Raw genomic sequence first — 24394 nt, 5'->3', positions numbered from 1 at the left:
ATCACTCTTTGGTCGGTAAAGTGAATTCAGTTTTAGCCGAAAGCCAATGCGCTGGAAAACTTAAATTCCGTCGGTTCATTTGGAATTTCACCCGCAATGCATCCATCTGCTCAGCCGACCTCAGTGACCAATTCAGTGCTTCGTCTGGCCAAGCACGCCGGCCTTGTGCAATTGATAGTCGATGACGGTTTGGTATAGGTGGTCAGCCTCAATGCGAAGCCTCTCCACCACTTCGGCTGATTGCCCTTTATCCACGGCTTGCTGATGATCACGGATAGCTTGGAGAGCTTGCCGTAGTAGCGGCTCTCCTACCTCGGCCATTCCCAGAATCGTTCTCTTCACTTCGATCACCTATTCTACCGGCTGGAACGGTGTGCTTTCAGGTGCTCAAGCTCTCTCTGCCAGGTCAAAACAAAATTCTCGAAGTCGAGGAAGTACGCCCCCGCAGCCAGTCGAGTAGATCCCACACTCGCTGCCCAAAAGCGCTGACGCCATGGCTCTGGCATACTGTCATCAACGGCTAAGCGAATGCCGTTGTGGTACTGAGTTGTGATGGCCACCATGAGCTCCTGGCTCGATAGCTCACACCCCGTAGTCAGATCCACGAGAGTCTGGTCAACCTCATCGAGCTCTACCAAAACCTTCACTGCGCCGGGGTCGCCAGGCTTCAGGTCGGCAAGGGCCCGCAAGGCTCTACTCTTCGCAACTTCAAGCTTGGCAGCTGGTCATTGATCATGACGCATTGCCCCATCGGTCTGTAGCCAGCATCACCTTATAGGCCCAATTCATCATGGATGCGATCTCCCTTCATCCTGTAAGTGAGCTGGCTCATCGGCAGTCGAGCCATGAGGCCATCAGCCAATTCACTGGCGTGTCTTGAGTACAGCGTGACAGTGTCAGGTACTGCATCACTTAGCGGTACGAATGCTCCGACTCTGCCCTGGGCAATTTTCAGTATATTCAACACCAGGTGGCCCAACGTAGCCGTGGTCAGATGATCAACCGTGGCATGCTCCGGGTAATCAAAAGTGCCCCACAGCTCAACGACGATCTTGAGCAGTAGCTCAGGGCCAAAGTGTTTTAGGGCAATCTCCCAAAGCAGGCGCTCCTGATCGAGGGATAGGCTTTTGCTAGGCATAGAGGATATTCGACTGTGAGACTCTTTCTGGACTGCGAATTCACCGAGCTCAGCCAGCAGGCCAAGCTCATCTCCCTGGCGTTAGTCGCCGAGGATGGCCGGGAATTCTACGTGGAAGTAGTCGACGCGTGGCGAGAAGAGGACTGCAGTGATTTCGTGAAGGAGATCGTACTTCCGCAGTTGTGGGGTGGTGAGTACGCCATGCCAATCATCGAGGCCAGAGCGGCGCTCCTGCGGTTCCTGGAAATCTACGATGAACAGCTCGAAATTGTCACTGACGCACCTGCCTACGACTGGGAGCTGTTCTGCGAGCTCGCCTATGACGATGGGGAATGGCCCAAGAACGTCAGAAACTTGCCTACTGATGCCACGACCCTGATCGCGAAGAATGATGGCGAGGAACTGCCTCACCAAGCCCTGCTGGACGCCAGAATCATCACCAGCATGTTCAGTTAAAGAACGTACCCTGACTGGTGAGAAGGTCGGCCTCAGTTTGGGACAGCTTGGAAATCTTTTGCAATCAGCTTGCAGGGCAATTAATAGCAATATGCCACACCCCGCCTACGCTTAGTGATTTTAGGATATTGGGGAGGAGCTATGTCTACGATTGAAGCTGGGCCGGTTGCGGCTGACGATTTTGAAATCTGGCTGAGCACTCGGCCTAAGTGGCTGCAAACAGCAGCCCGTTTAATGATCGACTCCAAACGGCGTCCGAACGACGCAGAGACCGACGAACTGGTACGGCTCTGCAAGCTCGAGGCGAAGGGAGTAACTGATCCAGGCTTCCTCACGGTTGTTCCTGGCACTCTCTCTGAAGCAGCCAACAAGCCTATGTTGCGAATCGATGAAATTCTGGAAGTGCACGGTCTGAACGCCATCAAGGCCGGCGCAAAGCTTCCTATGGGCAGCAGCAATCTCACTGTGATTTACGGGCAGAACGGAACGGGCAAAAGCGGCTATGCCCGGCTGTTAAAACAAATCTGTGGATCACGCTCCAAGGACGAAATCCGCAGCAACGTTTTCGACCCTACTCCCACCGAATGTCGTGCCCAGTTCAAAATTTCGGTCGATGGCAAAGAAGATCTTGTCCACTGGGACGTTCCGAGCGGGCCCCATGTAGCCCTGCGCCATGCCCAAGTATTCGATACCAAGTCAGCCCAGCTATACATGGGCCAGACAGAGGCATGCTACGAACCCAGCCGAATGAAATTCGTCTCGGCGCTGATCGCCACGGCAGATGCCGTTCGTATGAAATTGGATGCAGAAAAGGAATCGCTTAAAAAAGCTCTTCCCGCGATCCCTGAAACGCTGAAGGGAACAGCCGAAGCCAAGTGGCTCACCGGCCTAAAGAGCACGACATCAGCTGCAAGCATCGATAAAGAATGCCTCTACCCAGAGGCACTCGACCGCGAGCGAATCGAGAGCGAAGGCTTGCTCGCTGAGAAGGATATTGCTGGTCGCCTGCTAGCCATTGGAAAAGAAAAAACGGCGCTCTCGAGCATCGAAAAAACGATGAATTCTCTACTGGACGGCCTTTCCGAAGAGGCAGCCCTTGAGCTGTCACAGTTGAAAACAAACGCTGTCCAGGCGCGAAAAACCAGTGAGGAAGCTGCCACTGCAGTATTTGGAAAGGCTGAGCTGGATGGGGTCGGTAGCACGACATGGCAGCAGATGTGGGAGCAGGCACGTGCCTACTCCACCACCATGGCCTATCCACAAGAGGCGTTTCCGAATACATCGGCTGACTCACGTTGTGTGCTCTGCCATCAGCAGCTCGACGCAGCTGCGAAGACGCGAATGACCGAATTTGAAGGGTTCGTTACGCATGGGCTCGAGACAGCAGCCAAAACAGCGGAGACTGGCTTCAACGAACGGAAAGCCCGGCTTCCTGTCTTGCCTGCCCAGGCGGGTTGGGTCGTGCAGCTGTCGACGCTCGGCTTCGAGGAAGCTGAAGCTATTGCCTCATATGGCCAACTCAAAGCTCGCTCGGAGCACATCGGCCTGGGTCAGCAGATAGCTGACGTTCAAGAATTTGACTGGACTCAAATCAATGCTGCCATCAAGACGAAATCCGAGGCGCTGAATGAGGAAGAACAGAATCTGTCAGCCCTCCAGAAGGATGAACACCGACAAAAAATGCAGCACCGTGTTCTGCAGCTTCAAATGAAGCAATGGCTCGCGCAAAACAGAGCATCAATCCTCGCAGAGAAAGCCAGGCTGACATCAGTTGCTGAGCTGGAAAAATCCAGTCGTTCAGCTTCAACGTCTCAGCTCACGATCAAAAAGACCGAGCTCGGTAAAACCGAACTAGATGCAGGTTACCAGGCTCGGTTCATCGACGAGCTGAGGCTGCTGGGTGGCAAGCGCATCCCCGTCGCGCCACAAAGCAAATCAGGCGGTAAAGGTAAAATCACCTTCGGCCTGAACCTGGTGGGAGCTCATGGCACTCATGGGCCAGAATTCATCTTAAGCGAGGGCGAAACCCGGATCGCATCGCTCGCCGCGTTCCTCGCTGATACCACAGGTTCGAACCAACTGGCCCCCTTCATCTTTGATGACCCGATTTCCTCCCTCGACCAAGACTTTGAGGAAAAAGTTGTCGAGCGCTTAGTCACCCTTGCAGCTACCAGGCAGGTCATCATCTTCACGCACCGGCTTTCTCTCGTGGCCTTGGTAGAAGCAGTGACTGACAAGTGGAGCAAGATGCCAGAGATGCCCACGGTGAAGCCGACTATCACTTCGCTTCGGCGGATGGACAAGTGCGCCGGCATCGTTGCAGCCCAGAGTGCTAGAGACTTAAAACCGGAGAAAGCAGTTCGTGGGCTCATCGACCATACGATCACCCGGTTGAAAAAGCTTCAGGTGGAAGCCGACGTGGACGCCTATGAGATCCATGCCAAAAGCGCTTGTAGCGACTTCAGGATCATCGTCGAGCGTACCGTCGAGTTCATCTTGCTTGCAGATGTCATCGGTCGTTTCCGGCGTGCGATCAATACCCAGAACAAGCTTCACAAGGTTGCCAAGGTCACCAATGCGGATTGTGTTTTCATCGATGACCTGATGACCAGGTACTCGGTCTTTGAGCACTCGCAATCGGATGAGCTGCCTAGCAACGCATTGGAGCTCGATGAGTTCGAGGCCGATGTGACTGCTTTGAATGACTGGCTAAAGGAATTTGTAGCCAGGGCTGCTTGAGGATATCAGGAGAAAGCTCAGGTTCCCGCGTCACCGGGCTTTCTCCTGCTAATGACCTTTCTCAGCGGCCCCGCCAAGGGCGTGCAATTGGTAGTCGGTGACCGCCTGAAAACGATGCTCAGCCATCAACCGAAGACGTTCCAATTCCATCCCTTCGACTCCATCAGCTTCGGCCTGATGGTAGGCCTTCAGCGCTTCCACTGCCTCGGTGTACAACGAATGGTCGGGCATGAGCACCTTGCTCAGATCTCTTTTCACTATCTCTTCCTTTCGCCAGAGCGATCTCGACACGACGCCATGCCACCAAGGCGTGTATTTAGCCTACCACTGCTGATCAGCTTGGACGGAGTGGGCGTACATCAATGCTTCGTCGGCGAGCTCCAGCATATCGGCCAAGGTTCCTGAGTCTACGGCATGGGCATCACGTAGCGCATATGCGTGATGCAGAAGCTCCCTGTGATGTTTCTTAGGTGCGAGGAGCAGAGCCTCGGTGTTGTTGAGCAGCTGCCGCCACTCTTGGATCGACATTACCGGCAGATTGGTGCCTGTCATGGCGGTATTCCCTATTACTGTATGGGCATACAGTATTCGGAAAGTGCCTAGCTGCATAGGTACTGCGGACGAAATGCGTCGCCGATGATCACCGATCAGTCGCTGGTACGAGGTACGCTTTCGCTGTGGGTGGTGATAGCTCGCCCAGATGAATTACCTGACCGCATCACCAAAGAAAAAGCCCCCGTAAGGGGGCTTTTGCAAACCATCGGTGGAGCGTGTTACTGGGCGAGCCAGCCTTCCACCACGTCGCCACCATACTGAGCTTTCCACTCCTTGAGCAGCTTGTGATTGCCGCCCTTGGTCTCAATGATTTCGCCGTTGTGCGGGTTCTTGTACTGCTTTACCTGGCGGGCACGACGAGGGGCTTTCTCTGCAACAGCAGGAGCGGAAGCGCGACGGCTAGCCTGGGGATCCAGGATGTTGATGATGTCACGCAGGCTATAACCATACTTGTTCAGCAGGTCACGCAATTTGGTCTCAAATTCAATTTCCGCCTGCAGCTCGGAGGAGCCTTTCATAGCTTCCAGTTCGGCCAGTTGTGCGGCCAATGTTTGCTCGAGCTTACGGAATTCTGCAAGACGGGACATAGATGCTTCCTCAAATACCGGATGAAATCAGTCGGTTACTGTAAACCATTTCAGCTCGCCCAACTGAAATTTTAAGTATGCATGGCCGTCATTGTTCAATTTCTTGCAGTGGCGTTCAAGTACACGCGCCTGAATCAGCAGTGCGAATAGCTGAGCCTGCCGGCGCCATGAGCGGGGAGCATGAATAGTTACCTCCCTGACACCAGCGCATGAACCAAGACCGAGAATTGCCGGTCAATCTGTTACAGGAGATAGCAACAGGCGGGATACAGCGAATGGTTTCATTTGATCTGCAAAGAATGCTCATTGGCGAGTTCCCGCTGACCTTTCTCTTGGAGGTCGCTGTCCGCGTTTCAGCGGCGTTTCTAGCCGTGTTCTTCTTTCTGAAATTCAGTGGTCGACGTGGAATTAGGCAGCTGTCCCGATTCGAGCTCGTGGTGATCCTCACCTTGGGCTCAGCCGCAGGCGATGTTACCTTTTATGAAGATGTACCCCTCCTCCCAGTCGCATTGGTTTTCCTAACGCTTTTGCTGCTCTATCGCGGAACCGTCTACATGATGAGACGCAGCAGAACATGCGAGGCCTGGATCGATGGGTTGCCCATCACGGTAGTAAAGGACGGAATGTACGAGATCCATTCGCTGCGAAATTTGAACATCTCATCCAACGAGCTCTTCATGGAACTGCGCCAACAGGGCGTGGAACATCTCGGCCAAGTTCGACTCGGTCTGTTGGAAACGGATGGCGATATCAGTCTGTATTTCTATGGGCCTGATGACACCCGGCCTGGGCTGTCAGTGCTGCCAGTCGAACATCGGCAAGAGTACCTAGCGCCGCCGAACGCTGGCCTACACTGTTGCGTCAGCTGCGGCTTCTCGACCTTTCATGAGCCTCAAGACTCAGTCGTATGTGAACGCTGCGGACATAACGTCTGGTCACCTGCACTGAATACCTTACGCAGCCGCTAGAACACATTTTCGCCATTGCTATCCCACACAACACCATCCCAACCGGGCGTGTATTTAACCTACCAATGCTGGTCAGCCTGGACGGAGTGGGCGTACATCAATGCTTCGTCCGCGAGCTCCAACATATCGGCCAAGGTCGCTAAATCCAAGGCATGCGTATCACGTAGTGCATATGCCTGATGCAGAAGCTCCCTGTGATGTTTCTTAGGTGCGAGGAGCAGGGCCTCGGTGTCGGTGAGGAGCTGCCGCCACTCTTGGATCGACATCACCGGCAGATTGGTGCCTGTCATGGCGGCATCCTCTTTAACTGTATGCACATACAGTATTCTGAAAAAGCCCGGCTGCATAGGTAGTGCGGAAAAAATGCACCTGCGATGGGAGCCAAGGTTGGCCGAAATCGAGCAGGGCTTGCCGAGCATCCCACAAGGCCTGTTTTCGGCTTACACAGCTTGGGTTCACGTAAGCGGTACGCGATAGCCCTCGCCCGATACTATTCACGTCCTTTTCACATGCGATGTGGGAGCGTTAGCTATCCCTACGTGTGATAGAAGCTCCCTCGCCCGCCTAGCAGCGGGCTTTCTTTTGCCCACAATTCTTCATCAACTCGGGCCATTCGTCCGTTGGGCTGTCCGCTTCATCGGCCAAGGCTGTCCTCTAAGGACACCAGCCAGAGCCTTTCTCATGCGACAGCTATTCCAATCGATAACTCTTCCCCTCGCCTGCACTCTGCTGTGGGCCTGCTCCGCCCCCGAAACGAAGTCTCCTGTGGAAACACCAGGCAGGCCCGAGTCTGCTAGAACCCAGCTGCTGGAAGCCGGCGCCGCGACGCTGCAGTCCAAGCCGCCCATTGAAGCGATCAACGCCTACCTGGATGGCTTTCACTTCTACAACGGGCATCCGGAGGTGCAGATGGAAGCGCACCACTACTGCTCCATCCTCAACGAGGATGTCATTCAGTGTGTGATATTCGACGGCAATACCAAGGGTGCGAAGATCATGGGCGTCGAGTACATCATCGACGAGAAGCTCTTTGCCGGGCTGCCACCTAAGGAGAAGGCAATGTGGCACAGCCATGGTTACGAGGTCTCCTCTGGGCAGTTGGTCGCCCCAGGCATTCCAGCACCGGCTGAGCATGCCCTGATGGAGCGCCTGGCGCATACCTATGGGAAGACGTGGCACACCTGGCACACCGATCAAGATAAAGCGCTGCCTGTAGGTGTGCCGCAGTTGATGATGGGCTTTACCACAGATGGGCAGGCTGACCCGGCGATGGTCGAACAGCGCAATCGGCGCTTGGGTGTGGATGCTGCGAAAACCAAAGCTGAGCGGGCTGACATTCGTATTACTGATGCTGATCCCCAGGCGGATGGCTGGCAGCACGGTAACGTCATTCAAATCACCGATCCAACCGGCGCGCATCTACACCGCCCCGCTACATCGACTCCGGCGAACACTAACAGCCGTTCCAGTCACTAGCAGCGGTCAGATGCATGTAGCTCTATTGTGGGCGTGCCCCACTGGGGACGGCTGTCGTAAACCGCACCCTCGCATAGCCAGGTTACGGCCCTATCGGGCTTCCATCCTCACGCCTTTGGCCCTCCGCGGGCCGGCGCGCTCCGCTTGCTATGGATAACAGAGCAGTGTCGAGGTGCCCCTGCTGGAAGCTTAAGAGGTTGCCACCTCATGGCCGACATCAAACATCAATTCAGGTCAGGAGCTTCCGCCTTGCCTTCGGCGTAGCCAAGGCCGAGTCCGCTGTCATCAGAGGATGAACTACGCTTCCTAAACAACACCGTAGATCGAAGACGCATTGCAGACGGTCGTTACGGCCGGATGCTGGTGGTAAGGGAATGGCCATTCTTCGGGATCCGAGACCCTCATCACCATCGTCGGGGTGCGCTCCGTGAGAATAAAACAGCTCCAGATTGCCCTTCTGTCACTCACGCTTCTCTTTGGTGGTTGTACAACAGCCTACATTCCCTACGAACCCAGTCACGCCTTGCCTGCTCACGATTCGGCGTTCGGCCGATCTATCCAGAGCCAGGTTGTCCCCCATCAAGGTCAATCGGGCTTTCGCCTATTCCCGGAGAGTGCCGAAGCTTTCGCCGCCCGCGCGGAGCTGATTCGCAGTGCCCAAAGCAGCATTGACCTGCAGTACTACATCGTCCACGACGGTATAAGTACTCGCATACTGCTGAGCGAGCTCCTCGTCGCTGCCGACCGGGGCGTGCGCGTCAGGATCTTGCTCGACGACACCACCAGCGATGATCTAGAGGAGACAATCGCGACACTGGCTATCCATCCGCATATACAGATCCGCGTGTTCAATCCTCTCCATTTGGGCCGCAGTACCGTCGTGACACGCACGATGGGCCGTCTGTTCAACCTCTCTCAGCAACACCGGCGTATGCACAACAAATTGTGGGTGGTGGACAATTGCGTGGCCATCGTCGGAGGGCGCAATCTGGGAGACGAGTATTTCGATGCAGAGCCCAACAGAAATTTTACCGATATCGACATGCTCAGTGTCGGCCCGGTCGCAGAGCAGTTGGGACATAGTTTCGACGAGTACTGGAACAGTGTCCTCAGCAAGCCCATCGAGCAGTTTATATCGTTCAAGCCGACCAGCAGAGATCTGAAAGACCTTCGCGCTCGACTGGACGACTCCCTGGAAGAAACGCGCAACCAAAACCATGAGCTTTATCAACAATTGATGACCTATACCACTCAGCCACGCCTCAACAACTGGCGCAGGGAGTTGATCTGGGCCTGGAATAAAGCGATGTGGGATGCGCCGAGCAAGGTGTTGGCGAGTGGTGAACCCGCTCCATATTTGCTGTTGGCCACCCAGTTGGCACCCGAGCTTAATGGGGTCAGCAAGGAGCTGATTCTGGTATCGGCCTACATGGTGCCTGGCCAGCCGGGGGTGGTGTACCTAACCCGTCAAGCCGACGCCGGCGTGTCGATCAGCTTGCTGACCAACTCGCTGGAAGCCACCGACGTACCGGCTTCGCACGGTGCTTACGCACCCTATCGCAAGACCTTGCTTGAGCACGGTGTGCAGTTGTTCGAATTACGTCGTCAAGCCGGTGATCGAAGCGACAGCGATACCAGGCCGCGCTTCTCTCGCAAGGGCTCCTCCAGCGGCCCTTCTAGCAGCTCCGACTCCAGCCTGCATACCAAGGCGATGGTTTTCGACCGGCAGAAAGCTTTTGTTGGTTCGTTCAATTTCGACTCGCGCTCTTTGCTGTGGAACACCGAGGTCGGTGTTTTGGTTGATGATCCGGAGCTCGCCGGACGGGTGCGCGAACTGGCGCTGGAGGGCATGGCTCCCGCGCTGAGCTACCAGGCTCGGCTGGAAGACAAAAATCTGGTTTGGGTTACCGAAGAAAATGGCCAACAACGCACGTTGACCACTGAACCGGGCGGCTGGTGGCGGCGCTTCAATTCGTGGCTCAGCAGCACGATAGGGCTTGAAAAGTTGCTATAGGGTGGGAAGGACAAATCATGCGATTGTCGACGAAAGGCCGCAGGCGGGTTATCAGCCAACTGATTATGGCGGTGAGTGTTTGCGTTACAGCAATCATCGTTGACACGCGGGTAGTAGCGCTACCTCAAACCGCTAATGAAATAAGGGGATTGCTGGAGTTTATAGAGACCAGTGACTGCACATTTATTCGGAACGGCACCGAATACGCAGGCCCCCGAGCCCGAGCGCACTTGGAGCAAAAGCTGAATTATCTCGAAAGCAAGAACAGGGTGAAAAGCGCGGAAGACTTCATTGACCTCGCTGCGACTAAAAGCAGTATGAGTGGCCGTGCCTATGAGGTGCGATGCTCACAAGGTACGCAACCGGCGGGCATCTGGTTACACCGAGAGCTCCAACGGCAACGGGAATTTCACTAAATCTCTTGAGTCCTCCGCTCCACGACCGGATGTTAGATGGAGCAGTTTGCGTTGAGCAGTTGGCCGTCAGCATCTCCGCTTAACGACCAACCTTGAAATACGTAGTGTCTAGGCCACCTGCTTCGCTGCTGGCCGTTGATCTGTAGCCAGACGTCTGGCTCTACCAACACCCCAAGCCAGAGCTCGAGTCATAGATTCGCCGGGGCGAGAATCGAAGGCTTCTTCATGCAATGCCATTCCACAGCCAGCGTACACACCGATGAACATTTGCGTCTGACCGGTGCGCGAGAGCCTGACCTGGACATCAATCGTGGTGCCGTCGTCCAGTGTCTCGTCATGAGTCCGATGATGAAGCACTGGATCCGCCCAATCCCAAAAAACATCACCTCGAATACGCATGCCGCCCTCCTACGACTTTAGTCTTATACGGAAACCTGACCATAGCAAAGCAAGGAGGCAGTTCAAGGACTTAGGCGGTAGCACCGCGAAGTATCAGACAATCGGCGCAATTTTCGATACAAGAAAATTTCCTTGTACAAGTTTGCAGCAGTGGTCAGGCGGTCAGAGCAGCCAACTGGGTTGCCAAGAGGCCGGCTGCAGCGGAATTCAGCAAGTCAGGCGTGAGCTTTTCACGAAGCACCCATTTACACGCGACTATTTCATGGTCGGCCACAGGCTTCTCAGTTTCGTGGAATCGGGTGGTGAAGATGTGATGCACGACGACCCCACCCTGATCGAGCATAAAGAAAGCAGGCCATGCCCTTCAATGGATGTCTCCTCACGTAGCTCACTTGCTGCAGCACTATGAGGGGTCTCACCAGGCTCAATCGAACCACCCGGAAAATTCCATTTGCCGCTATTTTCCGAACAAGCAGTACCTTGCCGCTTCGCAGACAGATTATCGTCGCCTTGGATTTACTTCTGCATTTTCGTTCGTCCCGCGTGCACACACTCGAAACATCACCACCAATCAAAACCACCATCACGCGACTCAGAGAATGGGCGTCTTCCCTGAAGACGTTTCCATGGGGCGAATCGTTCAATCTCATTGGCGCATCAGCCCTCGGTTCGCCTCGGGTGAGCAGAGCTTGGATAGGTAAGCTCTACCTCGATGGTGCCGTCGGCCTTGTGGAATTTCACCGAGACGGTTTTGCCCCCGAAGAACTAAGACAGTACCGTAGTGCTAACAATTTGCAATAACGATAAAATTCACACACACAAGTCAATATCATTTTAGAAGGGAAATTAGAGTAGGTATTCGATTCACCAAACCTTCGAAAAATCAATACATCAATTTCCTTGCGTGCAGTCATGAACCTAGCTATTACTTACGTCTCCAAGGGAGGGGATGGCAAAATGCAACCAAGATTCGTTATCGTTCCAGCGGTTCCTATAGAAAACGAATCATTCCAGGTTGGAAATCGGTTTTACGCCGCTACAAGCTCGGGAGGTTTTGATATCTACGACAATCAGGAAAAAATTAGAATAAAACGGAATTTCTCAAGTAAATCGCTAGCCATGGCAGCGTGCGAGAAGATGATCTTAGAATCGCGAAACCCGTCCGAGCAATTTCCAATAATGCGGACGGAATAGATTTCAAGAGGAGATTGCCTTCATGGCTCCGCCCACAGACAAGACCTACATTTATTATGGTGCTATTTCAATCGCAGCTGCCTTTGTATTCATTTGCATGGCTTATGAATTTTCGCAGGCGCAGCTAATATGGACAATCATACGTCACTACTAGAGTGTCTCCTTATTCTCACTGGCTCACTGATAGGCGTGGGCTTGGCGGCAGCTTTACTCCATTGGATCGTCTAGCACACTAAGCATGAACCGTTTTTGGCTCACCAATCCCATCCGACAGCACCGGAGGCTCCACATGCCCACCAAGCGGCTTATCGCCGAGCAGGCGAATCAATACAGCGACGATGAGTGTGTAAAACTTATAAGAGAATTTTGGAATTCAGGAAAATCCCTCAATGAGTTCTGCATAATCAAAGGCTACCCTTACTTTCAGGTAATGAAGAGATTGCTAAGTATCTCAACAGCCCCCTGTGAGCGCTCTGACAGTTCCAGCTGGTGTGACATCGCAGACATTGATGATCAATATAATGACGAGCAACTCAGCAGAATTGCCAGCAGCCTCGCACAACTGCACGCCCAATTAAGATCCATCAAGCAAGAGATCGAATCACTTATGAATGGGCTCCACTGTTCACAACCTGACAAGTAACGCCAAATCATTTTCGCAGGAGCACGAACTACTTAACCCATCAAGGTAAATTGCTAGGACTAAGCGACCTGATCAACACATTCTAATTGGCCAGCCTCCAAATTATTTCAAACACTCTCTTCCTGACTCACACCTACTCTAGGCAGGTGATATTACACGACCTTGCCAGCGCAATCATCTCGCCGTTCAGTTTGTCTTAGATGCCAATTCTGAGGCAGCGGGCTAATCACGATGGACAAGATCTGATAGATGCCTACCTCGACGGTGCCAACAGCTTTTAAGCCTGTGCAGTGAAGCGCTAGAGCCTTCCAAAGCTTACGGGCAGCGACAACGCAACCGCCTTGGATTTGTAGGATTGATTTGCTTCACCGTCGCCCTAAACCAGCTCACCGCAGACTCAAGCTCCACACATTTGGCTGTCACAATCAATGTGATAGTGCTCTCAGTCCTTTTCGCCATGCTGGCGTGGCAGCTGGATTGGAACAGGGCTGTGGTAGACGGTCATAAAATTTCAGTCCGCGCTGGCTTCTATTCTCAGCGCTGGCCGCTCAAGGTCATTTACGCGCCTTGGAGCGAGCCCCCCCTCAACGAGTTCCACAGGTGAAACAGCGTCCATATGTACGGATGCTCGGCAAGTTATTACTCACACGCCGAAACTGCCCGCTGCTTCGTCCTGGCCATTGATCATCCGAAAGTCCGTTGCTTACATCTAGAGGGATACCCTCCCCTTTGCCTGGACAGCGAAACTCACTCACGGCTTTTGACACACGCTTCGGGAAGACCTCATGAATAAATTGATCCTACCCGCCGCCATCTTCGTTAGCGTGATCATCGCTGGGAGGGTATCAGAGCATTTCGGGTTAGACGGGAGCTGGAAAATCGGTTTGCTCTGCTTAGTGGCAGCTGTTGTGCAGATAGCAATTACTCGTGTTCAGCTATCACGCGAGAAAAAGCACTCGGCTTAGGTGCCAATTCAATAATGGCGGCTGTAGAGGTATGGCGAGGATCATAGAGTCCTCAGGGAAAACGGACTGCTCAGCCTGAAGCCATCACATATGGGAGGCTATTCCTTCACTCAATTTTCACAGAGCTTGAGATACCCTGAAGCTATCCCTACGTGTGACAGACCTTGCCCGCCTTGCAGCGGGCTTTCTTTTGCCCCCAATTCTTCATCGGTTCGGAGCATTCGTCACTTAGACTGCCCGCTTATGAAATTGATGCCAGTTAGTGGCAGCGCTCGCCAACGTCAAGTATCTATGAGTTCGTCGGCAATCACCGCCAGTCGGCTCCCGACCTTTTCCTTCAGAGCCCCAATGAACCGGGTAATCTTGGCGTCGATGAACTGCCGCGATGAGTACACCGCATACACATTCCGTTCCTCAGTGAAATAATCGGGAAGCACACGTACCAGTTTCCCCGCGCGTAAATCGTCGATGGCTGCGAAGCCCGCGAGCAAGCCGATACCCGCACCGCTTCTGACCGCCACAGACATAGCCTCCATGTCATTCACACTGAAGCCTGGCCCGCTGGGGATGAACGTTGCATCGCCCATTCGACTCTTGAGCTGCCACTCATCTCGGGCGTAATCGACGGTACCTAGCAACAGGCATCGATGATCAACCAGATCCGCAGGTGTCTCGGGTGCTCCATGGTTCGCTAGGTAATCTGGCGATGCCACCAACACGCAGTGGCTGACTCCAATTTTCTGGCTCACATAGCTTGAGTCTGGCAGCACCCTGGCGATCTGAATCGATACGTCCAACTGGTCTTCCAGCAGATTCGGCATACGCTGCGAGAGCATCAAGTCGACCGTTACGTCACCAAACGCCTTGCGGTACTCCAGTGCGGCCTCAGTAACAAGGTGTCGAGCAAGGCCAGGCACACAATGGACGCGGAGAGTGCCTCGTGGTTGGAGCAATGCATTGCTCGCTTCTGCTTCAGCGTTTTCCAGGTCGGCCAGGATAACGGTGCAGCGCTCATAGAATCGTCTGCCCGCATCGGTGAGCGACAAGCGCCGGGTCGAGCGGTGCAGCAATCGTGTATCGAGCATCTGTTCGAGCGCTGACACAGCCCGCGACACATTCCCCACCGTGGAGTCGAGGTGATTGGCCACTGCCGTAAAGCTACCCATCTCAACGACCTTCACGAACACCGACATATTAGAAAACTTGTCCATGCCCTCTTCCCCTGTGCCGGCTAATTCACGTGTCACTGTGTGCAAATCGGTGTCCTTTTGAAAGCGATTTTACCTTTTCGCACAACAATCATTCCCTTCAGCTTGGCTAAATCCATCCCGGCGACCTCCATAGACTCAATTCCACGGGCCGGCGCCAGCCACCGTCTACCAAGTCCTGCGTAGCTTCGCAGCGCAGGTCAACCAGAGAACCCTATGAAGGTCACAGCCATGAACACACCCTATGACTCGCTCTATCTTTTTATTGGCGGCAAATGGATCGACGCAGACGGCCGCAAAACGGCGACCGTCAGAAACCCCGCAACTGAAGAAATCATCGGTCAGGTGCCGCTGGCCACTGGTGACGAGCTCAATCTGGCCCTTGAGGTGGCACAGCGAGGGTTTGAGCAATGGCGCAACACGGTTCCAGCTGAGCGTGCCCGGGTTCTCAAACGCGCTGCCGACTTGATCCTGGAACGTGCGGCACACATTGCTGCCCAGATGACGCTGGAAGAAGGCAAGCCCATTGGCGAGGCCATGGATGAGGTCACCCGGGCGGCAGAGTATTTCGAATGGTTCGCTGAAAGTGCGCGTCGCATCGATGGCCGTGTGGTACCAGCCAACCGCCCCGGTGTGCTGCAACTGGTCAAGCGCCAGCCTATAGGCCCCGTTGCTGCTTTCACCCCCTGGAACTTCCCGGCCATCACGCCGGCGCGCAAATTGTCTGCCGCGCTTGCCGCCGGTTGCAGCGTCATTCTCAAACCTGGTGAGGAAAGCCCCTCCACTGCCCTCGCCCTTGCTCGTGCCTTGGATGATGCTGGGTTGCCAAAAGGTGTGCTGCAAGTCGTGTTTGGTGTGCCTGATGAGGTCTCGAGTCAGTTGATCGCTTCCCCGATTATTCGCAAAGTGACCTTCACGGGCTCTGTGCCCATTGGCCGTCTGTTGTCGAGTCGCGCAGCCGAAGGCGTGAAGCCGATCACGCTCGAGCTGGGCGGGCATGGCCCAGTGCTGGTGTTCGACGATGCCGACGTGGAGCGAGCCGCGGTGGAAGGCGTCGCCAACCGCTTCCGCGGTACTGGCCAGGTCTGCATTTCTTCAACCCGTTTCCTGGTTCAACGGGGTGTCTACGAGCAATTCGTCGACCACTTCGTGGCTGCTACTAAAGCACTGAGGGTTGGAAACGGCATGCACCCCCATACGCAGGTCGGGCCACTCGCCAATCTGCGACAACTGAACAAGATGGAGGAACTGGTGGCTGATGCCGTGGCCAAGGGGGCTCAGGTATTGGCCGGCGGTGAGGCGTTACCTGGCCCGGGCTTCTTCTTCGCGCCAACGGTGTTGGCCGAGGTGCCGATGGATGCCCGCATCATGCATGAAGAGCCGTTCGGCCCCATCGCTATCGTGATGCCATTCGATGGCCTGGCTGATGGATTGGCCGAAGCTAACCGCTTGCCCTATGGCCTGTCGGCCTATGCCTTCACCACCAATGCACGGACGGCCATCGATGTTGCCGATGGTTTGGAGGCCGGCATGATCGGAATCAATCAATACCGCATCGTCGCTACAGAGCTTCCCTTCGGCGGCACCAAGGAGAGCGGTCACGGCTCGGAAGGCGGCATCGAAGGTATCGAGCACTATCTCACCAACAAATTCATCAGCCAAGTTTGAGGAGCCGTCCCATGACAGGTCTCAACTTTACAAGCCCTCGTGAGGCGGCCAGAGCTTTTACGCCGAAACTCTCGGCGTTCATTGACTCAACGCTTTACCCGGAGGTTTGGGGCGACACCTCGCTGTCACCACGTGACCGCAGTCTCATTACCATCGCGGCACTGGTTGCTGGCGGTCATTCCGATGAGTTGCCGGCGCATCTGCGGCGGGGTGTTGCCAACGGCATAACGCGTGAAGAGCTTGCCGGAGCCATTACCCACCTCTCCTTCTATGCAGGACTTCCTGCAGCGATCACGGCATCTGCCATCGCCCATTCCACGCTCGTTGACTCGGAGCCTTTGAACCCATGAAAGCGATCACATTTGAAACCTTTGGCGGCCCTGAAGTGCTCCAAGTGAGTGAGGTACCCGTGCCGGAAGTCCGCCCCGCCGACCTGCTGGTTCGCGTGCATGCTGCCGGCGTGAATCGAGCTGATTTAACCCATCGTACCGGTGGATATGGACGTCCCAATTTCGGTGACTCGCTGATCATCGGCCTGGAAATTTCGGGTGAGGTGATCGAGATAGGCAGTGAGGTATCAGGCTATCAAGTCGGCGATCGCGTGATGGGGGTTGTGGGGGGCGGCGCCTATGCCGAAATCGCGCGTATCGATTACCGCATGGCAATGCCGATCCCTGCTGCACTCGACTACGTGCATGCTGCAGCGATCCCGGAAGTCTTTGTAACCGCTCACGAAGCGATGATCCACTTAGCGAAACTGAAACACGGCGAGTCGGTACTCATCCATGCTGCAGCTGGTGGCGTTGGCTCAGCAGCCGTGCAGCTTGCTTATGCCACAGGCGCCAAGGTCTTTGCCACCGCCGAGGGCGGCAAGATGTCCCGCGTCGAGAACTTGGGAGCCGACTTCGCCATCGACTACAAAACGCAGGACTTCGCCCAGGTCGTCGCAAAGCACACCGATGGGCAAGGCGTGGATGTCATCATCGATTTTGTAGGTGAGGCCTACTTCAGCAGGAATATCAACTCGCTCGCCAAGGGTGGCCGCCTGGTACAGGTCGGTATTCTGGGTGGGGGTGGTGAAGTGAACCTCAAGTTGGAAGACGTTCTATACCGCCACCTGCAGATCATCGGCACAGTGATGAAGTCGCGCACACAGTCTGAAAAACATGCGATGGTCAGACGCTTCCGCGAACACTGGCTTGATCGTTTTGAGGGAGGAGGCAGTCTCGAGCCCGTGGTTGATAGCACCTTCCCATTGGCGAAAGCCGCGGACGCTCACCGTAAAATGGAAGCCTCACTCAATGTCGGCAAGATCATTCTGACGATGCCACCGGCACCTGATTCAATTTCATTCGCTCAATTTTGACGGAGCATGGGAGATTCTGAAGCCATCCCTACGTATATTGACCTTGCCCGCCTAGCTGCGGGCTTTTCCCCATCGGTTCGGGGCCTTTCAACGGTTGAGCCATCTGCGTCCCGGCCAAGACGGTCGTGTAATACACCAGCCGTATTCTCGCTTTGGACGACAGTTCCCACTCGACAGGTGAGTGACAGTTGCCCATCGATTAAGACCGCTCGGGGAGGCGTAAACGGCCTTTAACGCCCCTTCGACCACACCGCTCGGTGGGGTCATGGCGCGCATCGAGACAGACATGGCCTAGTTCGAAACTACCATCTTGGCCCTATGGGGCTAGTCCAAGCGTAGCTACAGTGGGCCCCAACGAAGACCAATCCACTGTGAGTAGCTACCCATGAACAACCGCCTCGATTACTTCAAGCTGTCTCCCCATGCGTCCAACAAACTGGTGGAGCTCACTCTGCAACTGAGCAAGAAGCCGCTACTGGCCGATCTTGCCCACCTGATCATGTTGCGCGCTTCACAGCTCAACGGCTGTGCGTTCTGCGTGGATATGCATGTGAAAGAGGCCAAGATCCATGGCGAGCGCGAGCTGCGTCTTCACCACGTGGCCGTATGGCGTGAGTCACAGCTGTTTTCGCCAGTAGAGCGGGCGGCGCTGGAGTGGACTGAAGCCCTGACCCAACTGCCGCCTCATGGTATCTCCAACAGCCTGTATGCGAGTGCGCGTGAGCAGTTTTCCGAGCAGGAGCTGTCGGATTTGTCGTTCCTAATCGTCGCCATCAATGGCTGGAATCGCCTCAATGTGGCTTTCCAGGCGATCCCGGGCTCGTCCGATGAACTGTTCGGCCTGAACAAGGCCAACCTCAACTGAGTAACTTGCTGATCAACGCGCCAAGCTGCTCGCCTGGAGCAGTCGTGGCGCAGTTGGTAAAACTCAGGAGCAGACCTGACTGACGCTGCGATGAGGCAGCCCAGCGCGACAACGCTTGTACCGACATGCCCCTTGCCAGCACCTGCTCGGCCAGGGCGGTGTCACTTACGTCCTCCGGCAACCGCAGTACTAGGTGCATGCCGCCTGGCGAGCGTTCCACCTGCATACCCTTCGGTAAGCTCCGCTCCAGTGCTTCGATGGTCAATGCCCGTCGCTCGTTGTAGAGGCGGCGCATGCGTTGGATATGCCGAGCGAAGTGTCCCTCGGCAACGAACTCCGCCACCAAAGCCTGGGTAATTGACGGTGACCCGGCAGCAAACAAGGCCCGGCCGACGCGCTCGAACGCTGCCACCTGCGCCTGCGGCACCACCAGATAAGCCAGGCGAATACCGGGAAACAGCACCTTGCTGAAGGTGCCGGCATACAGCACGCGCCCATGGCGATCCAAGCTGGCCAGCGCTGGAAGTGGACGGCTGACGTAGCGGTACTCGCCGTCGTAATCGTCCTCGACAATCCAGCCACCGGTGCGGGCAGCCCAATCGAGTAGCAGTTGCCGGCGTGGCAGCGACAGTGCCATCGACAGCGGGCTCTGATGCCCAGGTGTCACCATGGCGACCTGAGCAGCCCGAGAACCCGCGATGGCGTGTTCTACATTCATACCATCGGCATCAACCGGCACCGCTTCCAGCTCCAGGCCGAACTGGCGAAGCACCTGGCGCGTAGTGGGATAGCCCGGGTCTTCCACCCAGGCGCACTCGCCTGGCTGCAACAGGGTATGTGCGACTAAGGACAGGCTATTGCGCCAACCGCTGGTGATAAACACCTGATGGGCACCGCAATCGATACCTCGGGACACCTGCAGATACGAAGCAATGGCGCTACGCAACGCTGCCAGGCCGTGGGGTGCCGGATAGTCCAGATCTCCCAGTCGCATCCCACGGAGATACCGAGCACCTAGACGCGCCCATATCTTGCGCGGAAATGCATCCAGCGCCGGTACCCCCATCTGGAACGGCAACAGCTGCGGTGGACGCCAGAGCGAATCAGGCGCGTCTTCGATCACTTGGCTGCTGACTGGTAATGCGGTGGCCGCTGACACAGGCTTCTGCAGTTCAGGATTGATTACGGTGCCTTTCTGCCCGAGCGCCAGGAGGTACCCCTCGCTGGCCATCAGCGAATAGGCCAGTTCGACGGTGCCACGGGCCACCCCCAGCTCCTTAGCCATGGCGCGCGCCGACGGCAAGCGGTCACCGGGGGACAACGTGCCAGCGGCAACGGCGGCCAGCACGCGGTCGTACAGTTGACGATAGAGGGGCAAGGCGGACTGCTCTTCCAAGGGAGCAAAAGGCGGCTTGGGGGAGGTCATCATGGCCTAGTTCATATCCCATTTCTTGGCTCAATCAAGTGGGTCAATGGTAGTCCAATATAGCGCCATCACCTACTCATGAGGGCAACTCCCATGACATTCCCTTTGCACAACTTCATACCCAGCGTGCTCGACCTGGCCGACACGGCCCTGCGTCCCCTGGACAGCACCCATGACCTGTGCAGCGCATTCCCGGTAATGCAGCAATTGCGCCCTCATCTGACGAGCGAAGCCGACTTCGTCAGCCGCATCGAGCGTATGCGCGTTGAAGGCTATCGCCTGATTGGCGCTTATGACTCAGGCGTTCTTGTGGCACTGGCTGGTTACCGCTTACAGGAAAACCTGGTCTACGGCGCATTCCTGTATGTCGATGACCTTGTAACCGCCGAGGCTCAGCGGGGTGGCCAGTGGGGGTCGCGCTTATTGCAAGCCTTGGAACGACTGGCGCGCGCCAGCGGTTGTGCACGCCTGGTGCTCGACACGGGTTTGGCCAACGCCCGCGCGCAACGTTTCTACTTCCGCGAAGGCCTGTTGACGGGTGCACTGCGCTTTCAAAAACAGTTCGATACCCCGTAACCCGCACGCACATCCAAGGAGGCAAACCCCATGACATCGTCCCAACAGCCACTTGCTCCTTTGCGCATTCTTCGCCTGGTCGCCAGCCCCAATGCAGAGGCTTCGGAAAGTCTGAAACTGTCCCAGCAGATCCTGTTTGCCTTAGCCAGTCAGGCCGGCAGAAGGGGTATCCAGTTGACCGATTTAGACCTCAACACCTTGGCCCCAGTCGATGCGCCTTACGCCCAGGCGCTAGCCAATCAGCGCGTAGTCATAGCAAGCGGTCAGGAGGGTACGTTGAGCCGTTCCGACGAGTTGATCGACCAGCTGCAGGCATGCGACGTACTGCTGATTGCCACGCCGATGCACAACTACAGCGTGCCCGCCCCACTCAAGATGTGGATCGACCAGGTGGTACGCGTGGGCAAAACGTTTCTGGGCACCGCCAAAGGTAAAATCGGAACGCTGACGGATCGTCCGGTTTACGTCGCAATAGCTTGCGGAGGCTACATCAGCGGCCAGCATGCCCGTCAACCCGATTTTCTGCGCCCCTACCTGTCCGCCGTCCTCGCCACCATCGGTCTCAATCACGTGTACTACTTCACCGTTGAAGGTACCGCCAAGGGTGTGGAGTCACTGAATACTGGAAGGGAAACAGGGTACGGTGAGGTGCAGGCGTTCTTTGGTAGGGATAGCCATAGCGTGGATCAAGTCTGCACGCTTTAAGACCATCTTCAAATTCAAGCGTATAGGTTTGCACATCAGCTGGGCGGTGTGCCGTCAAGCGGCAATCCGCATGTCACGCTCTTCATTGCTCAAAGAAAGGAAAAGAAATCATGAGTCGACTCAATTGGTTTGAAGCTTCGCCTAGTGCAGCCAAGGCTCTTGGCGGGCTGCATAATTTCGTGACCACCGCGACAAATTTGCCAGCCCCGTTGATTCACCTTGTGTTTCTCAGGGTGTCTCAAATCAACGGCTGCGCCCATTGCATCGATCTGCACTCACGCGATCTGATCAAAGCAGGTATGTCAGTGGACAAGGTGCTGTTAGTACCGGTATGGCATGAAGCGCACTATTTGTTCTCGGATCAGGAGCGCTCAGCATTGGCCTGGGCAGAAGAAGTCACGCGTGTAAGCGAGACACATGTATCCGACGGAGCTTATGCAGCAGCATCAACGATGTTTGCAGAAAAGGATCTTGTCGACCTGACAGCGGCTATTGCCGCAATGAACGCTTTCAACCGTATGGGCGTCAGCTTCCGACTAAAGCCTGCGGCTAGAGCTTGATGGCATAGACATTTAATATGTTAAAGCATACTTTAGTGATCACCTAGATCGTCTCCTACAGTCGGACTCTGTCTGTTAGCTGTCTTTCGAGGGTAGCAATTTTGGGTCAACACCTAGCGGTCGCGAACTAATACTATCGATACAGTGTATGAAACGCCGGAATGTACATGGCGATGTTGACAATAGAGGCCCGTGCATAGGAGCGGGCCGCTCAGAGAGCAACTCCCGCCTCGTTCAGTTCTCCAGTTCGTCTTTGATGATCTTACCGTCGTGAGTATCAACCTAGAATTCGTACTGCTTGCCGTCAGCCTTGATGCGCTCGCCTTCCCAGTGACCATCGTCGGCCTCGATCTTGGTGATCTGCGTGTAGCCGGCACCTTTCAGCGTCGCCTCAGCCTTATCTTTGTTCACCTTCCAGTCAGCACCGGGCGTATCAGCCCATGCGGAAGAAGCGCCCATAGCACCAACCAATGCAAGGCCGGTGAAAAGTCGAGTCATCGCTTTCATCATTAACATCCTTTTTGTTGTGAATGTGAACATGCGACCTGGCCCTAACGATCCGGGTTCAGGCGAAGAGTTCGTGTAGAAATTTCATCCGCACCCAGCCCAAGGAGGTGGGCAATCAGCATTACGCGGTGGAAACCTCTATCTGAGACAATCCAAGCAAATCGGCTTGAGCCAGGATGTCGTCAGGCGATGAATCAGCTGCAGGCAGTACAAGGCTGTTTTCACTATCCCCGAAGTGCAGCACGATCAGGTGCATTGCAGCCTCATGACGTCTGAGCTCGTCCTGCTCCAACTCCAGTCGGTAACTCTTCGGCTCTTCAGCCAAGCGATATTGAATGTTGTACGTGGCCATGCTCACCTCAAGGTTTACGGGACTACTAAATCTGACCACCAGGACAACAATCTGTTCCTATGAGGATTGGGCCGCTGGGTTAATACCTGGTCATGTCTGCTACTCGACGATTTGCTGATCGAATGGGGCAAGCGACGAGAGATCCCTCGATAGCAGCGCAGCTGCTGTGGGCTTAAGCATGGTCGGGCTCAGCTGAGCCCACTCTACCCACCTGCAGGCCTCGATCCGCTTTCCTAAGACAACCCGGCAGCCATCAGGTACCTCAGTGGAAAAGAGGTGGTGGAGGATTTTCCCCACTTGGACGGTGCCAGTACCGTGCAGACCGGAGCAATGCAGCGATAGCTCACTCCAAAGCTCGCGCGCAGCTGCAACGATTGGCGCCTCACCTGCAGCGAGTGCCCCACTCGGAAACTTCCACTTGGCGCCCTTTCTGCGCACAAGCAGAACCTTGTCGTTGTGGGTACAGATAATAGTGGCTTTGGCTCTGACTGGGCGATGCTTGGATACGCTCATGACAAATCGCACCTCGATAACGCGCGACATCCTGAACGCTGATGTGACCTTCCATACGATGGATGACCTGACGGATTGAAGTTCAGTTCCGACCAGCATTTTGACGGCTCGAATTACTACCTGCTTTGGAATGTCTCGAAACGTTTGAAAGCTCCGGAGTAGAAAGGACGAGCTAGGCTTGCCGTATGGAGATGTGACGAGGGGCCAAGGATGCGACATCGAGGAGCAGTATTTTGGGCTTGGGCAGATCCTGCCTTGCAACACCATTCGCATCTGGAGTCGCTAGCTGACGGAGCTTGGCTAGACATCCAGGTTCGGCTATCTCGCACTGGCGATACTCAACTGTTAATCGGGATCTACGAGCAATCCGGCCTAGCACGTGTTGAGGAAGCCTATGCAAAGCGGCCAGGTGAGACAGTAACTCGAGCAATGGCGTGGGGCGCTCGCAGAGGTCGGGCACTCGCTGAAACAGGCTCTCAAAGCAAAGCAGGCACTGTTTAGGTCGACGGAGGGAATCCCATGATTGATCCGATCATGCAGCTAGACGCTGAGTTAGAGTGGCTGGGTCAGATCGCAGACGAGCTCGAACGGGAGGTAGCTATCTGCCCTCTTACTCGGCCAACGCTGATCGCGTGGCTAACGGAGTGGGCAGCAAGGCCTGACGGAAAGGCAGGATTGAAGCGGGAGATCCCTCACCTTCCCCAGGCCTTGAAGTCGGCCTACGCAGAGTGGATTCATCACGGTGGGGGTCGCTGATATTACTGCCAGCGACCACCAATCCGTTGCCTAGGCTTTTACGCTACATGCTTCTCGGCAGGACGCTGCTCGGTCGCCAAGCATCTGGCTCTACCTACCCCCCATGCCAACGCGCGTGTCATCGACTCACCCGGGCGAGAGTCGTAAGCCTCTTCGTGAAGAGCCATCCCTGAGCCGGCATAGACGCCAATGAACAACTGCGTATGGCCCGTCCGCGACAGCCGCACCTGGATGTCCATGCTTGTGCCGTTGTCCAAAGTTTCATCGTGAGTTCTATGGTGGAGCGATGGATCAGCCCATTTCCAAAACACATCACCGCGAATCCGCATGCCGCCCTCCTAC

General features: G+C 55.4%; 30 protein-coding genes. 16 read left to right on the top strand and 14 right to left on the bottom strand.

The genetic code is table 11. From position 1 onward, the window contains the following. Positions 1 to 132: 132 nt before the first annotated feature. Complete coding sequence (locus I8746_RS10495; protein ID WP_221100688.1) at positions 133 to 342, bottom strand: hypothetical protein; 210 nt, start codon at positions 340 to 342, stop codon at positions 133 to 135. 430 nt (positions 343 to 772) lie between these two features. Then, positions 773 to 1138, bottom strand: coding sequence for a hypothetical protein (locus I8746_RS10490; RefSeq protein ID WP_221100637.1), 366 nt, complete (start codon positions 1136 to 1138; stop codon positions 773 to 775). Between the two features lie 15 nt (positions 1139 to 1153). Between I8746_RS10490 and I8746_RS10485 the strand changes: the two genes are divergently transcribed. Beyond that, positions 1154 to 1594 carry a 3'-5' exoribonuclease gene (locus I8746_RS10485; RefSeq protein ID WP_221100636.1) on the top strand — a complete coding sequence of 147 codons (441 nt, stop codon included), beginning with the start codon at positions 1154 to 1156 and terminating at the stop codon, positions 1592 to 1594. 141 nt (positions 1595 to 1735) lie between these two features. Next, complete coding sequence (locus tag I8746_RS10480; RefSeq protein ID WP_221100635.1) at positions 1736 to 4333, top strand: hypothetical protein; 2598 nt, start codon at positions 1736 to 1738, stop codon at positions 4331 to 4333. Positions 4334 to 4381: 48 nt separating this feature from the next. Here I8746_RS10480 and I8746_RS10475 read toward each other — a convergent pair whose 3' ends face one another. From I8746_RS10475 to I8746_RS10465, 3 genes are all read right to left on the bottom strand, one after another. Further along, positions 4382 to 4591: a hypothetical protein gene (locus tag I8746_RS10475; RefSeq protein WP_221100634.1), complete on the bottom strand. Its 210-nt coding sequence runs from the start codon at positions 4589 to 4591 to the stop codon at positions 4382 to 4384. Between the two features lie 63 nt (positions 4592 to 4654). Then, positions 4655 to 4885: a hypothetical protein gene (locus I8746_RS10470; RefSeq protein ID WP_221100633.1), complete on the bottom strand. Its 231-nt coding sequence runs from the start codon at positions 4883 to 4885 to the stop codon at positions 4655 to 4657. Positions 4886 to 5106: 221 nt separating this feature from the next. Further along, positions 5107 to 5475: a histone-like nucleoid-structuring protein, MvaT/MvaU family gene (locus I8746_RS10465; protein WP_221100632.1), complete on the bottom strand. Its 369-nt coding sequence runs from the start codon at positions 5473 to 5475 to the stop codon at positions 5107 to 5109. Positions 5476 to 5750: 275 nt separating this feature from the next. Between I8746_RS10465 and I8746_RS10460 the strand changes: the two genes are divergently transcribed. Beyond that, a complete protein-coding gene (locus tag I8746_RS10460; protein ID WP_221100687.1) occupies positions 5751 to 6443 on the top strand; it encodes a DUF421 domain-containing protein in 693 nt (230 codons plus the stop codon). A 59-nt stretch (positions 6444 to 6502) separates the two neighbouring features. Here the strand turns inward: I8746_RS10460 and I8746_RS27150 are convergent, their stop codons facing one another. Then, positions 6503 to 6862 (bottom strand): hypothetical protein, encoded by a 360-nt coding sequence (locus I8746_RS27150; RefSeq protein WP_259674119.1) that lies wholly within the window; start codon positions 6860 to 6862, stop codon positions 6503 to 6505. 262 nt (positions 6863 to 7124) lie between these two features. On the opposite strand from I8746_RS27150, the gene I8746_RS10450 reads away from it, so the two are divergent. The 3 genes from I8746_RS10450 (at position 7125) to I8746_RS10440 (ending at position 10349) form a co-directional block, all read left to right on the top strand. After that, positions 7125 to 7919, top strand: a complete 795-nt coding sequence (locus tag I8746_RS10450) for an OBAP family protein (RefSeq protein ID WP_221100631.1) — start codon at positions 7125 to 7127, stop codon at positions 7917 to 7919. Between the two features lie 427 nt (positions 7920 to 8346). Then, a complete protein-coding gene (locus tag I8746_RS10445; protein ID WP_221100630.1) occupies positions 8347 to 9933 on the top strand; it encodes a phospholipase D family protein in 1587 nt (528 codons plus the stop codon). A 65-nt stretch (positions 9934 to 9998) separates the two neighbouring features. Next, on the top strand, positions 9999 to 10349 hold the full coding sequence (locus tag I8746_RS10440; RefSeq protein WP_259674124.1) for a DUF5329 domain-containing protein: 351 nt from the start codon (positions 9999 to 10001) through the stop codon (positions 10347 to 10349). A gap of 108 nt (positions 10350 to 10457) precedes the next feature. Here I8746_RS10440 and I8746_RS27145 read toward each other — a convergent pair whose 3' ends face one another. Together I8746_RS27145 and I8746_RS10435 are read right to left on the bottom strand one after the other, a co-directional pair. Beyond that, complete coding sequence (locus tag I8746_RS27145) at positions 10458 to 10748, bottom strand: hypothetical protein (RefSeq protein WP_064614520.1); 291 nt, start codon at positions 10746 to 10748, stop codon at positions 10458 to 10460. 255 nt (positions 10749 to 11003) lie between these two features. Beyond that, positions 11004 to 11246 carry an NUDIX domain-containing protein gene (locus I8746_RS10435; RefSeq protein ID WP_256545451.1) on the bottom strand — a complete coding sequence of 81 codons (243 nt, stop codon included), beginning with the start codon at positions 11244 to 11246 and terminating at the stop codon, positions 11004 to 11006. A 459-nt stretch (positions 11247 to 11705) separates the two neighbouring features. On the opposite strand from I8746_RS10435, the gene I8746_RS27135 reads away from it, so the two are divergent. Continuing rightward, positions 11706 to 11942: a hypothetical protein gene (locus I8746_RS27135; RefSeq protein ID WP_082916951.1), complete on the top strand. Its 237-nt coding sequence runs from the start codon at positions 11706 to 11708 to the stop codon at positions 11940 to 11942. A 289-nt stretch (positions 11943 to 12231) separates the two neighbouring features. Then, complete coding sequence (locus I8746_RS10430; protein ID WP_221100628.1) at positions 12232 to 12585, top strand: hypothetical protein; 354 nt, start codon at positions 12232 to 12234, stop codon at positions 12583 to 12585. A gap of 1246 nt (positions 12586 to 13831) precedes the next feature. Here I8746_RS10430 and I8746_RS10425 read toward each other — a convergent pair. Then, on the bottom strand, positions 13832 to 14761 hold the full coding sequence (locus I8746_RS10425; protein ID WP_221100627.1) for a LysR family transcriptional regulator: 930 nt from the start codon (positions 14759 to 14761) through the stop codon (positions 13832 to 13834). A gap of 228 nt (positions 14762 to 14989) precedes the next feature. Here I8746_RS10425 and I8746_RS10420 point away from each other — a divergent pair, with 228 nt between their 5' ends. From I8746_RS10420 to I8746_RS10405, 4 genes are all read left to right on the top strand, one after another. Further along, entirely contained in the window at positions 14990 to 16426 is a 1437-nt protein-coding gene (locus tag I8746_RS10420) for an NAD-dependent succinate-semialdehyde dehydrogenase (protein ID WP_221100626.1), read from the top strand. Between the two features lie 11 nt (positions 16427 to 16437). After that, positions 16438 to 16776: a carboxymuconolactone decarboxylase family protein gene (locus tag I8746_RS10415; RefSeq protein ID WP_221100625.1), complete on the top strand. Its 339-nt coding sequence runs from the start codon at positions 16438 to 16440 to the stop codon at positions 16774 to 16776. Beyond that, on the top strand, positions 16773 to 17792 hold the full coding sequence (locus I8746_RS10410) for an NAD(P)H-quinone oxidoreductase (RefSeq protein WP_221100624.1): 1020 nt from the start codon (positions 16773 to 16775) through the stop codon (positions 17790 to 17792). The genes I8746_RS10415 and I8746_RS10410 overlap by 4 nt, the downstream gene beginning before the upstream one ends. 385 nt (positions 17793 to 18177) lie before the next feature. Then, the gene (locus I8746_RS10405; RefSeq protein ID WP_221100623.1) at positions 18178 to 18657 is read left to right on the top strand and encodes a carboxymuconolactone decarboxylase family protein; all 480 of its coding nucleotides are present in this window, start codon (positions 18178 to 18180) and stop codon (positions 18655 to 18657) included. On the opposite strand, the gene I8746_RS10400 is transcribed toward I8746_RS10405, so the two are convergent. Next, complete coding sequence (locus I8746_RS10400) at positions 18650 to 20086, bottom strand: PLP-dependent aminotransferase family protein (protein ID WP_221100622.1); 1437 nt, start codon at positions 20084 to 20086, stop codon at positions 18650 to 18652. The genes I8746_RS10405 and I8746_RS10400 overlap by 8 nt on opposite strands. 90 nt (positions 20087 to 20176) lie before the next feature. Here I8746_RS10400 and I8746_RS10395 point away from each other — a divergent pair, with 90 nt between their 5' ends. From I8746_RS10395 to I8746_RS10385, 3 genes are all read left to right on the top strand, one after another. Then, positions 20177 to 20659 carry a GNAT family N-acetyltransferase gene (locus tag I8746_RS10395; RefSeq protein ID WP_099454507.1) on the top strand — a complete coding sequence of 161 codons (483 nt, stop codon included), beginning with the start codon at positions 20177 to 20179 and terminating at the stop codon, positions 20657 to 20659. A gap of 30 nt (positions 20660 to 20689) precedes the next feature. Continuing rightward, on the top strand, positions 20690 to 21364 hold the full coding sequence (locus I8746_RS10390; RefSeq protein ID WP_221100621.1) for an FMN-dependent NADH-azoreductase: 675 nt from the start codon (positions 20690 to 20692) through the stop codon (positions 21362 to 21364). 110 nt (positions 21365 to 21474) lie between these two features. Further along, complete coding sequence (locus I8746_RS10385; protein ID WP_221100620.1) at positions 21475 to 21924, top strand: carboxymuconolactone decarboxylase family protein; 450 nt, start codon at positions 21475 to 21477, stop codon at positions 21922 to 21924. 282 nt (positions 21925 to 22206) lie between these two features. Here I8746_RS10385 and I8746_RS10380 read toward each other — a convergent pair whose 3' ends face one another. The 3 genes from I8746_RS10380 to I8746_RS10370 form a co-directional block, all read right to left on the bottom strand. After that, positions 22207 to 22431 carry a PepSY domain-containing protein gene (locus I8746_RS10380; RefSeq protein WP_221100619.1) on the bottom strand — a complete coding sequence of 75 codons (225 nt, stop codon included), beginning with the start codon at positions 22429 to 22431 and terminating at the stop codon, positions 22207 to 22209. Between the two features lie 121 nt (positions 22432 to 22552). Further along, positions 22553 to 22783: a hypothetical protein gene (locus I8746_RS10375; protein WP_114942061.1), complete on the bottom strand. Its 231-nt coding sequence runs from the start codon at positions 22781 to 22783 to the stop codon at positions 22553 to 22555. 99 nt (positions 22784 to 22882) lie between these two features. Then, positions 22883 to 23296, bottom strand: a complete 414-nt coding sequence (locus tag I8746_RS10370) for an NUDIX hydrolase (RefSeq protein ID WP_180688409.1) — start codon at positions 23294 to 23296, stop codon at positions 22883 to 22885. A 210-nt stretch (positions 23297 to 23506) separates the two neighbouring features. On the opposite strand from I8746_RS10370, the gene I8746_RS27130 reads away from it, so the two are divergent. Next, the gene (locus I8746_RS27130; RefSeq protein ID WP_259674118.1) at positions 23507 to 23797 is read left to right on the top strand and encodes a hypothetical protein; all 291 of its coding nucleotides are present in this window, start codon (positions 23507 to 23509) and stop codon (positions 23795 to 23797) included. Between the two features lie 293 nt (positions 23798 to 24090). Here I8746_RS27130 and I8746_RS27125 read toward each other — a convergent pair whose 3' ends face one another. After that, positions 24091 to 24381, bottom strand: coding sequence for a hypothetical protein (locus tag I8746_RS27125; RefSeq protein ID WP_064614514.1), 291 nt, complete (start codon positions 24379 to 24381; stop codon positions 24091 to 24093). Positions 24382 to 24394 lie beyond the last annotated feature (13 nt).

Origin of the sequence: Pseudomonas sp. USTB-Z (assembly GCF_019691255.1) — a bacterium.
Classification (GTDB): domain Bacteria; phylum Pseudomonadota; class Gammaproteobacteria; order Pseudomonadales; family Pseudomonadaceae; genus Aquipseudomonas; species Aquipseudomonas alloputida.
Note: the sequence above shows the minus strand (reverse complement) of the source record. Positions and strands in the feature narration are given on the sequence as shown.

Bases quoted from the DNA above. Each gene is read 5' to 3' on its own strand.
- I8746_RS27145 (WP_064614520.1), bottom strand. From the start codon at position 10,748: ATGCGTATTCGAGGTGATGTTTTTTGGGATTGGGCGGATCCAGTGCTT.
- I8746_RS27130 (WP_259674118.1), top strand. From the start codon at position 23,507: ATGCGACATCGAGGAGCAGTATTTTGGGCTTGGGCAGATCCTGCCTTG.
- I8746_RS10470 (WP_221100633.1), bottom strand. From the start codon at position 4,885: ATGACAGGCACCAATCTGCCGGTAATGTCGATCCAAGAGTGGCGGCAG.
- I8746_RS10425 (WP_221100627.1), bottom strand. From the start codon at position 14,761: ATGGACAAGTTTTCTAATATGTCGGTGTTCGTGAAGGTCGTTGAGATG.
- I8746_RS10390 (WP_221100621.1), top strand. From the start codon at position 20,690: ATGACATCGTCCCAACAGCCACTTGCTCCTTTGCGCATTCTTCGCCTG.
- I8746_RS10385 (WP_221100620.1), top strand. From the start codon at position 21,475: ATGAGTCGACTCAATTGGTTTGAAGCTTCGCCTAGTGCAGCCAAGGCT.
- I8746_RS10490 (WP_221100637.1), bottom strand. From the start codon at position 1,138: ATGCCTAGCAAAAGCCTATCCCTCGATCAGGAGCGCCTGCTTTGGGAG.
- I8746_RS10420 (WP_221100626.1), top strand. From the start codon at position 14,990: ATGAACACACCCTATGACTCGCTCTATCTTTTTATTGGCGGCAAATGG.
- I8746_RS10430 (WP_221100628.1), top strand. From the start codon at position 12,232: ATGCCCACCAAGCGGCTTATCGCCGAGCAGGCGAATCAATACAGCGAC.
- I8746_RS10370 (WP_180688409.1), bottom strand. From the start codon at position 23,296: ATGAGCGTATCCAAGCATCGCCCAGTCAGAGCCAAAGCCACTATTATC.
- I8746_RS10465 (WP_221100632.1), bottom strand. From the start codon at position 5,475: ATGTCCCGTCTTGCAGAATTCCGTAAGCTCGAGCAAACATTGGCCGCA.
- I8746_RS10415 (WP_221100625.1), top strand. From the start codon at position 16,438: ATGACAGGTCTCAACTTTACAAGCCCTCGTGAGGCGGCCAGAGCTTTT.
- I8746_RS27125 (WP_064614514.1), bottom strand. From the start codon at position 24,381: ATGCGGATTCGCGGTGATGTGTTTTGGAAATGGGCTGATCCATCGCTC.
- I8746_RS10460 (WP_221100687.1), top strand. From the start codon at position 5,751: ATGGTTTCATTTGATCTGCAAAGAATGCTCATTGGCGAGTTCCCGCTG.
- I8746_RS27135 (WP_082916951.1), top strand. From the start codon at position 11,706: ATGCAACCAAGATTCGTTATCGTTCCAGCGGTTCCTATAGAAAACGAA.
- I8746_RS10440 (WP_259674124.1), top strand. From the start codon at position 9,999: ATGGCGGTGAGTGTTTGCGTTACAGCAATCATCGTTGACACGCGGGTA.
- I8746_RS10400 (WP_221100622.1), bottom strand. From the start codon at position 20,086: ATGATGACCTCCCCCAAGCCGCCTTTTGCTCCCTTGGAAGAGCAGTCC.
- I8746_RS10375 (WP_114942061.1), bottom strand. From the start codon at position 22,783: ATGGCCACGTACAACATTCAATATCGCTTGGCTGAAGAGCCGAAGAGT.
- I8746_RS10450 (WP_221100631.1), top strand. From the start codon at position 7,125: ATGCGACAGCTATTCCAATCGATAACTCTTCCCCTCGCCTGCACTCTG.
- I8746_RS10410 (WP_221100624.1), top strand. From the start codon at position 16,773: ATGAAAGCGATCACATTTGAAACCTTTGGCGGCCCTGAAGTGCTCCAA.
- I8746_RS10380 (WP_221100619.1), bottom strand. From the start codon at position 22,431: ATGAAAGCGATGACTCGACTTTTCACCGGCCTTGCATTGGTTGGTGCT.
- I8746_RS10405 (WP_221100623.1), top strand. From the start codon at position 18,178: ATGAACAACCGCCTCGATTACTTCAAGCTGTCTCCCCATGCGTCCAAC.
- I8746_RS10480 (WP_221100635.1), top strand. From the start codon at position 1,736: ATGTCTACGATTGAAGCTGGGCCGGTTGCGGCTGACGATTTTGAAATC.
- I8746_RS27150 (WP_259674119.1), bottom strand. From the start codon at position 6,862: ATGCTCGGCAAGCCCTGCTCGATTTCGGCCAACCTTGGCTCCCATCGC.
- I8746_RS10395 (WP_099454507.1), top strand. From the start codon at position 20,177: ATGACATTCCCTTTGCACAACTTCATACCCAGCGTGCTCGACCTGGCC.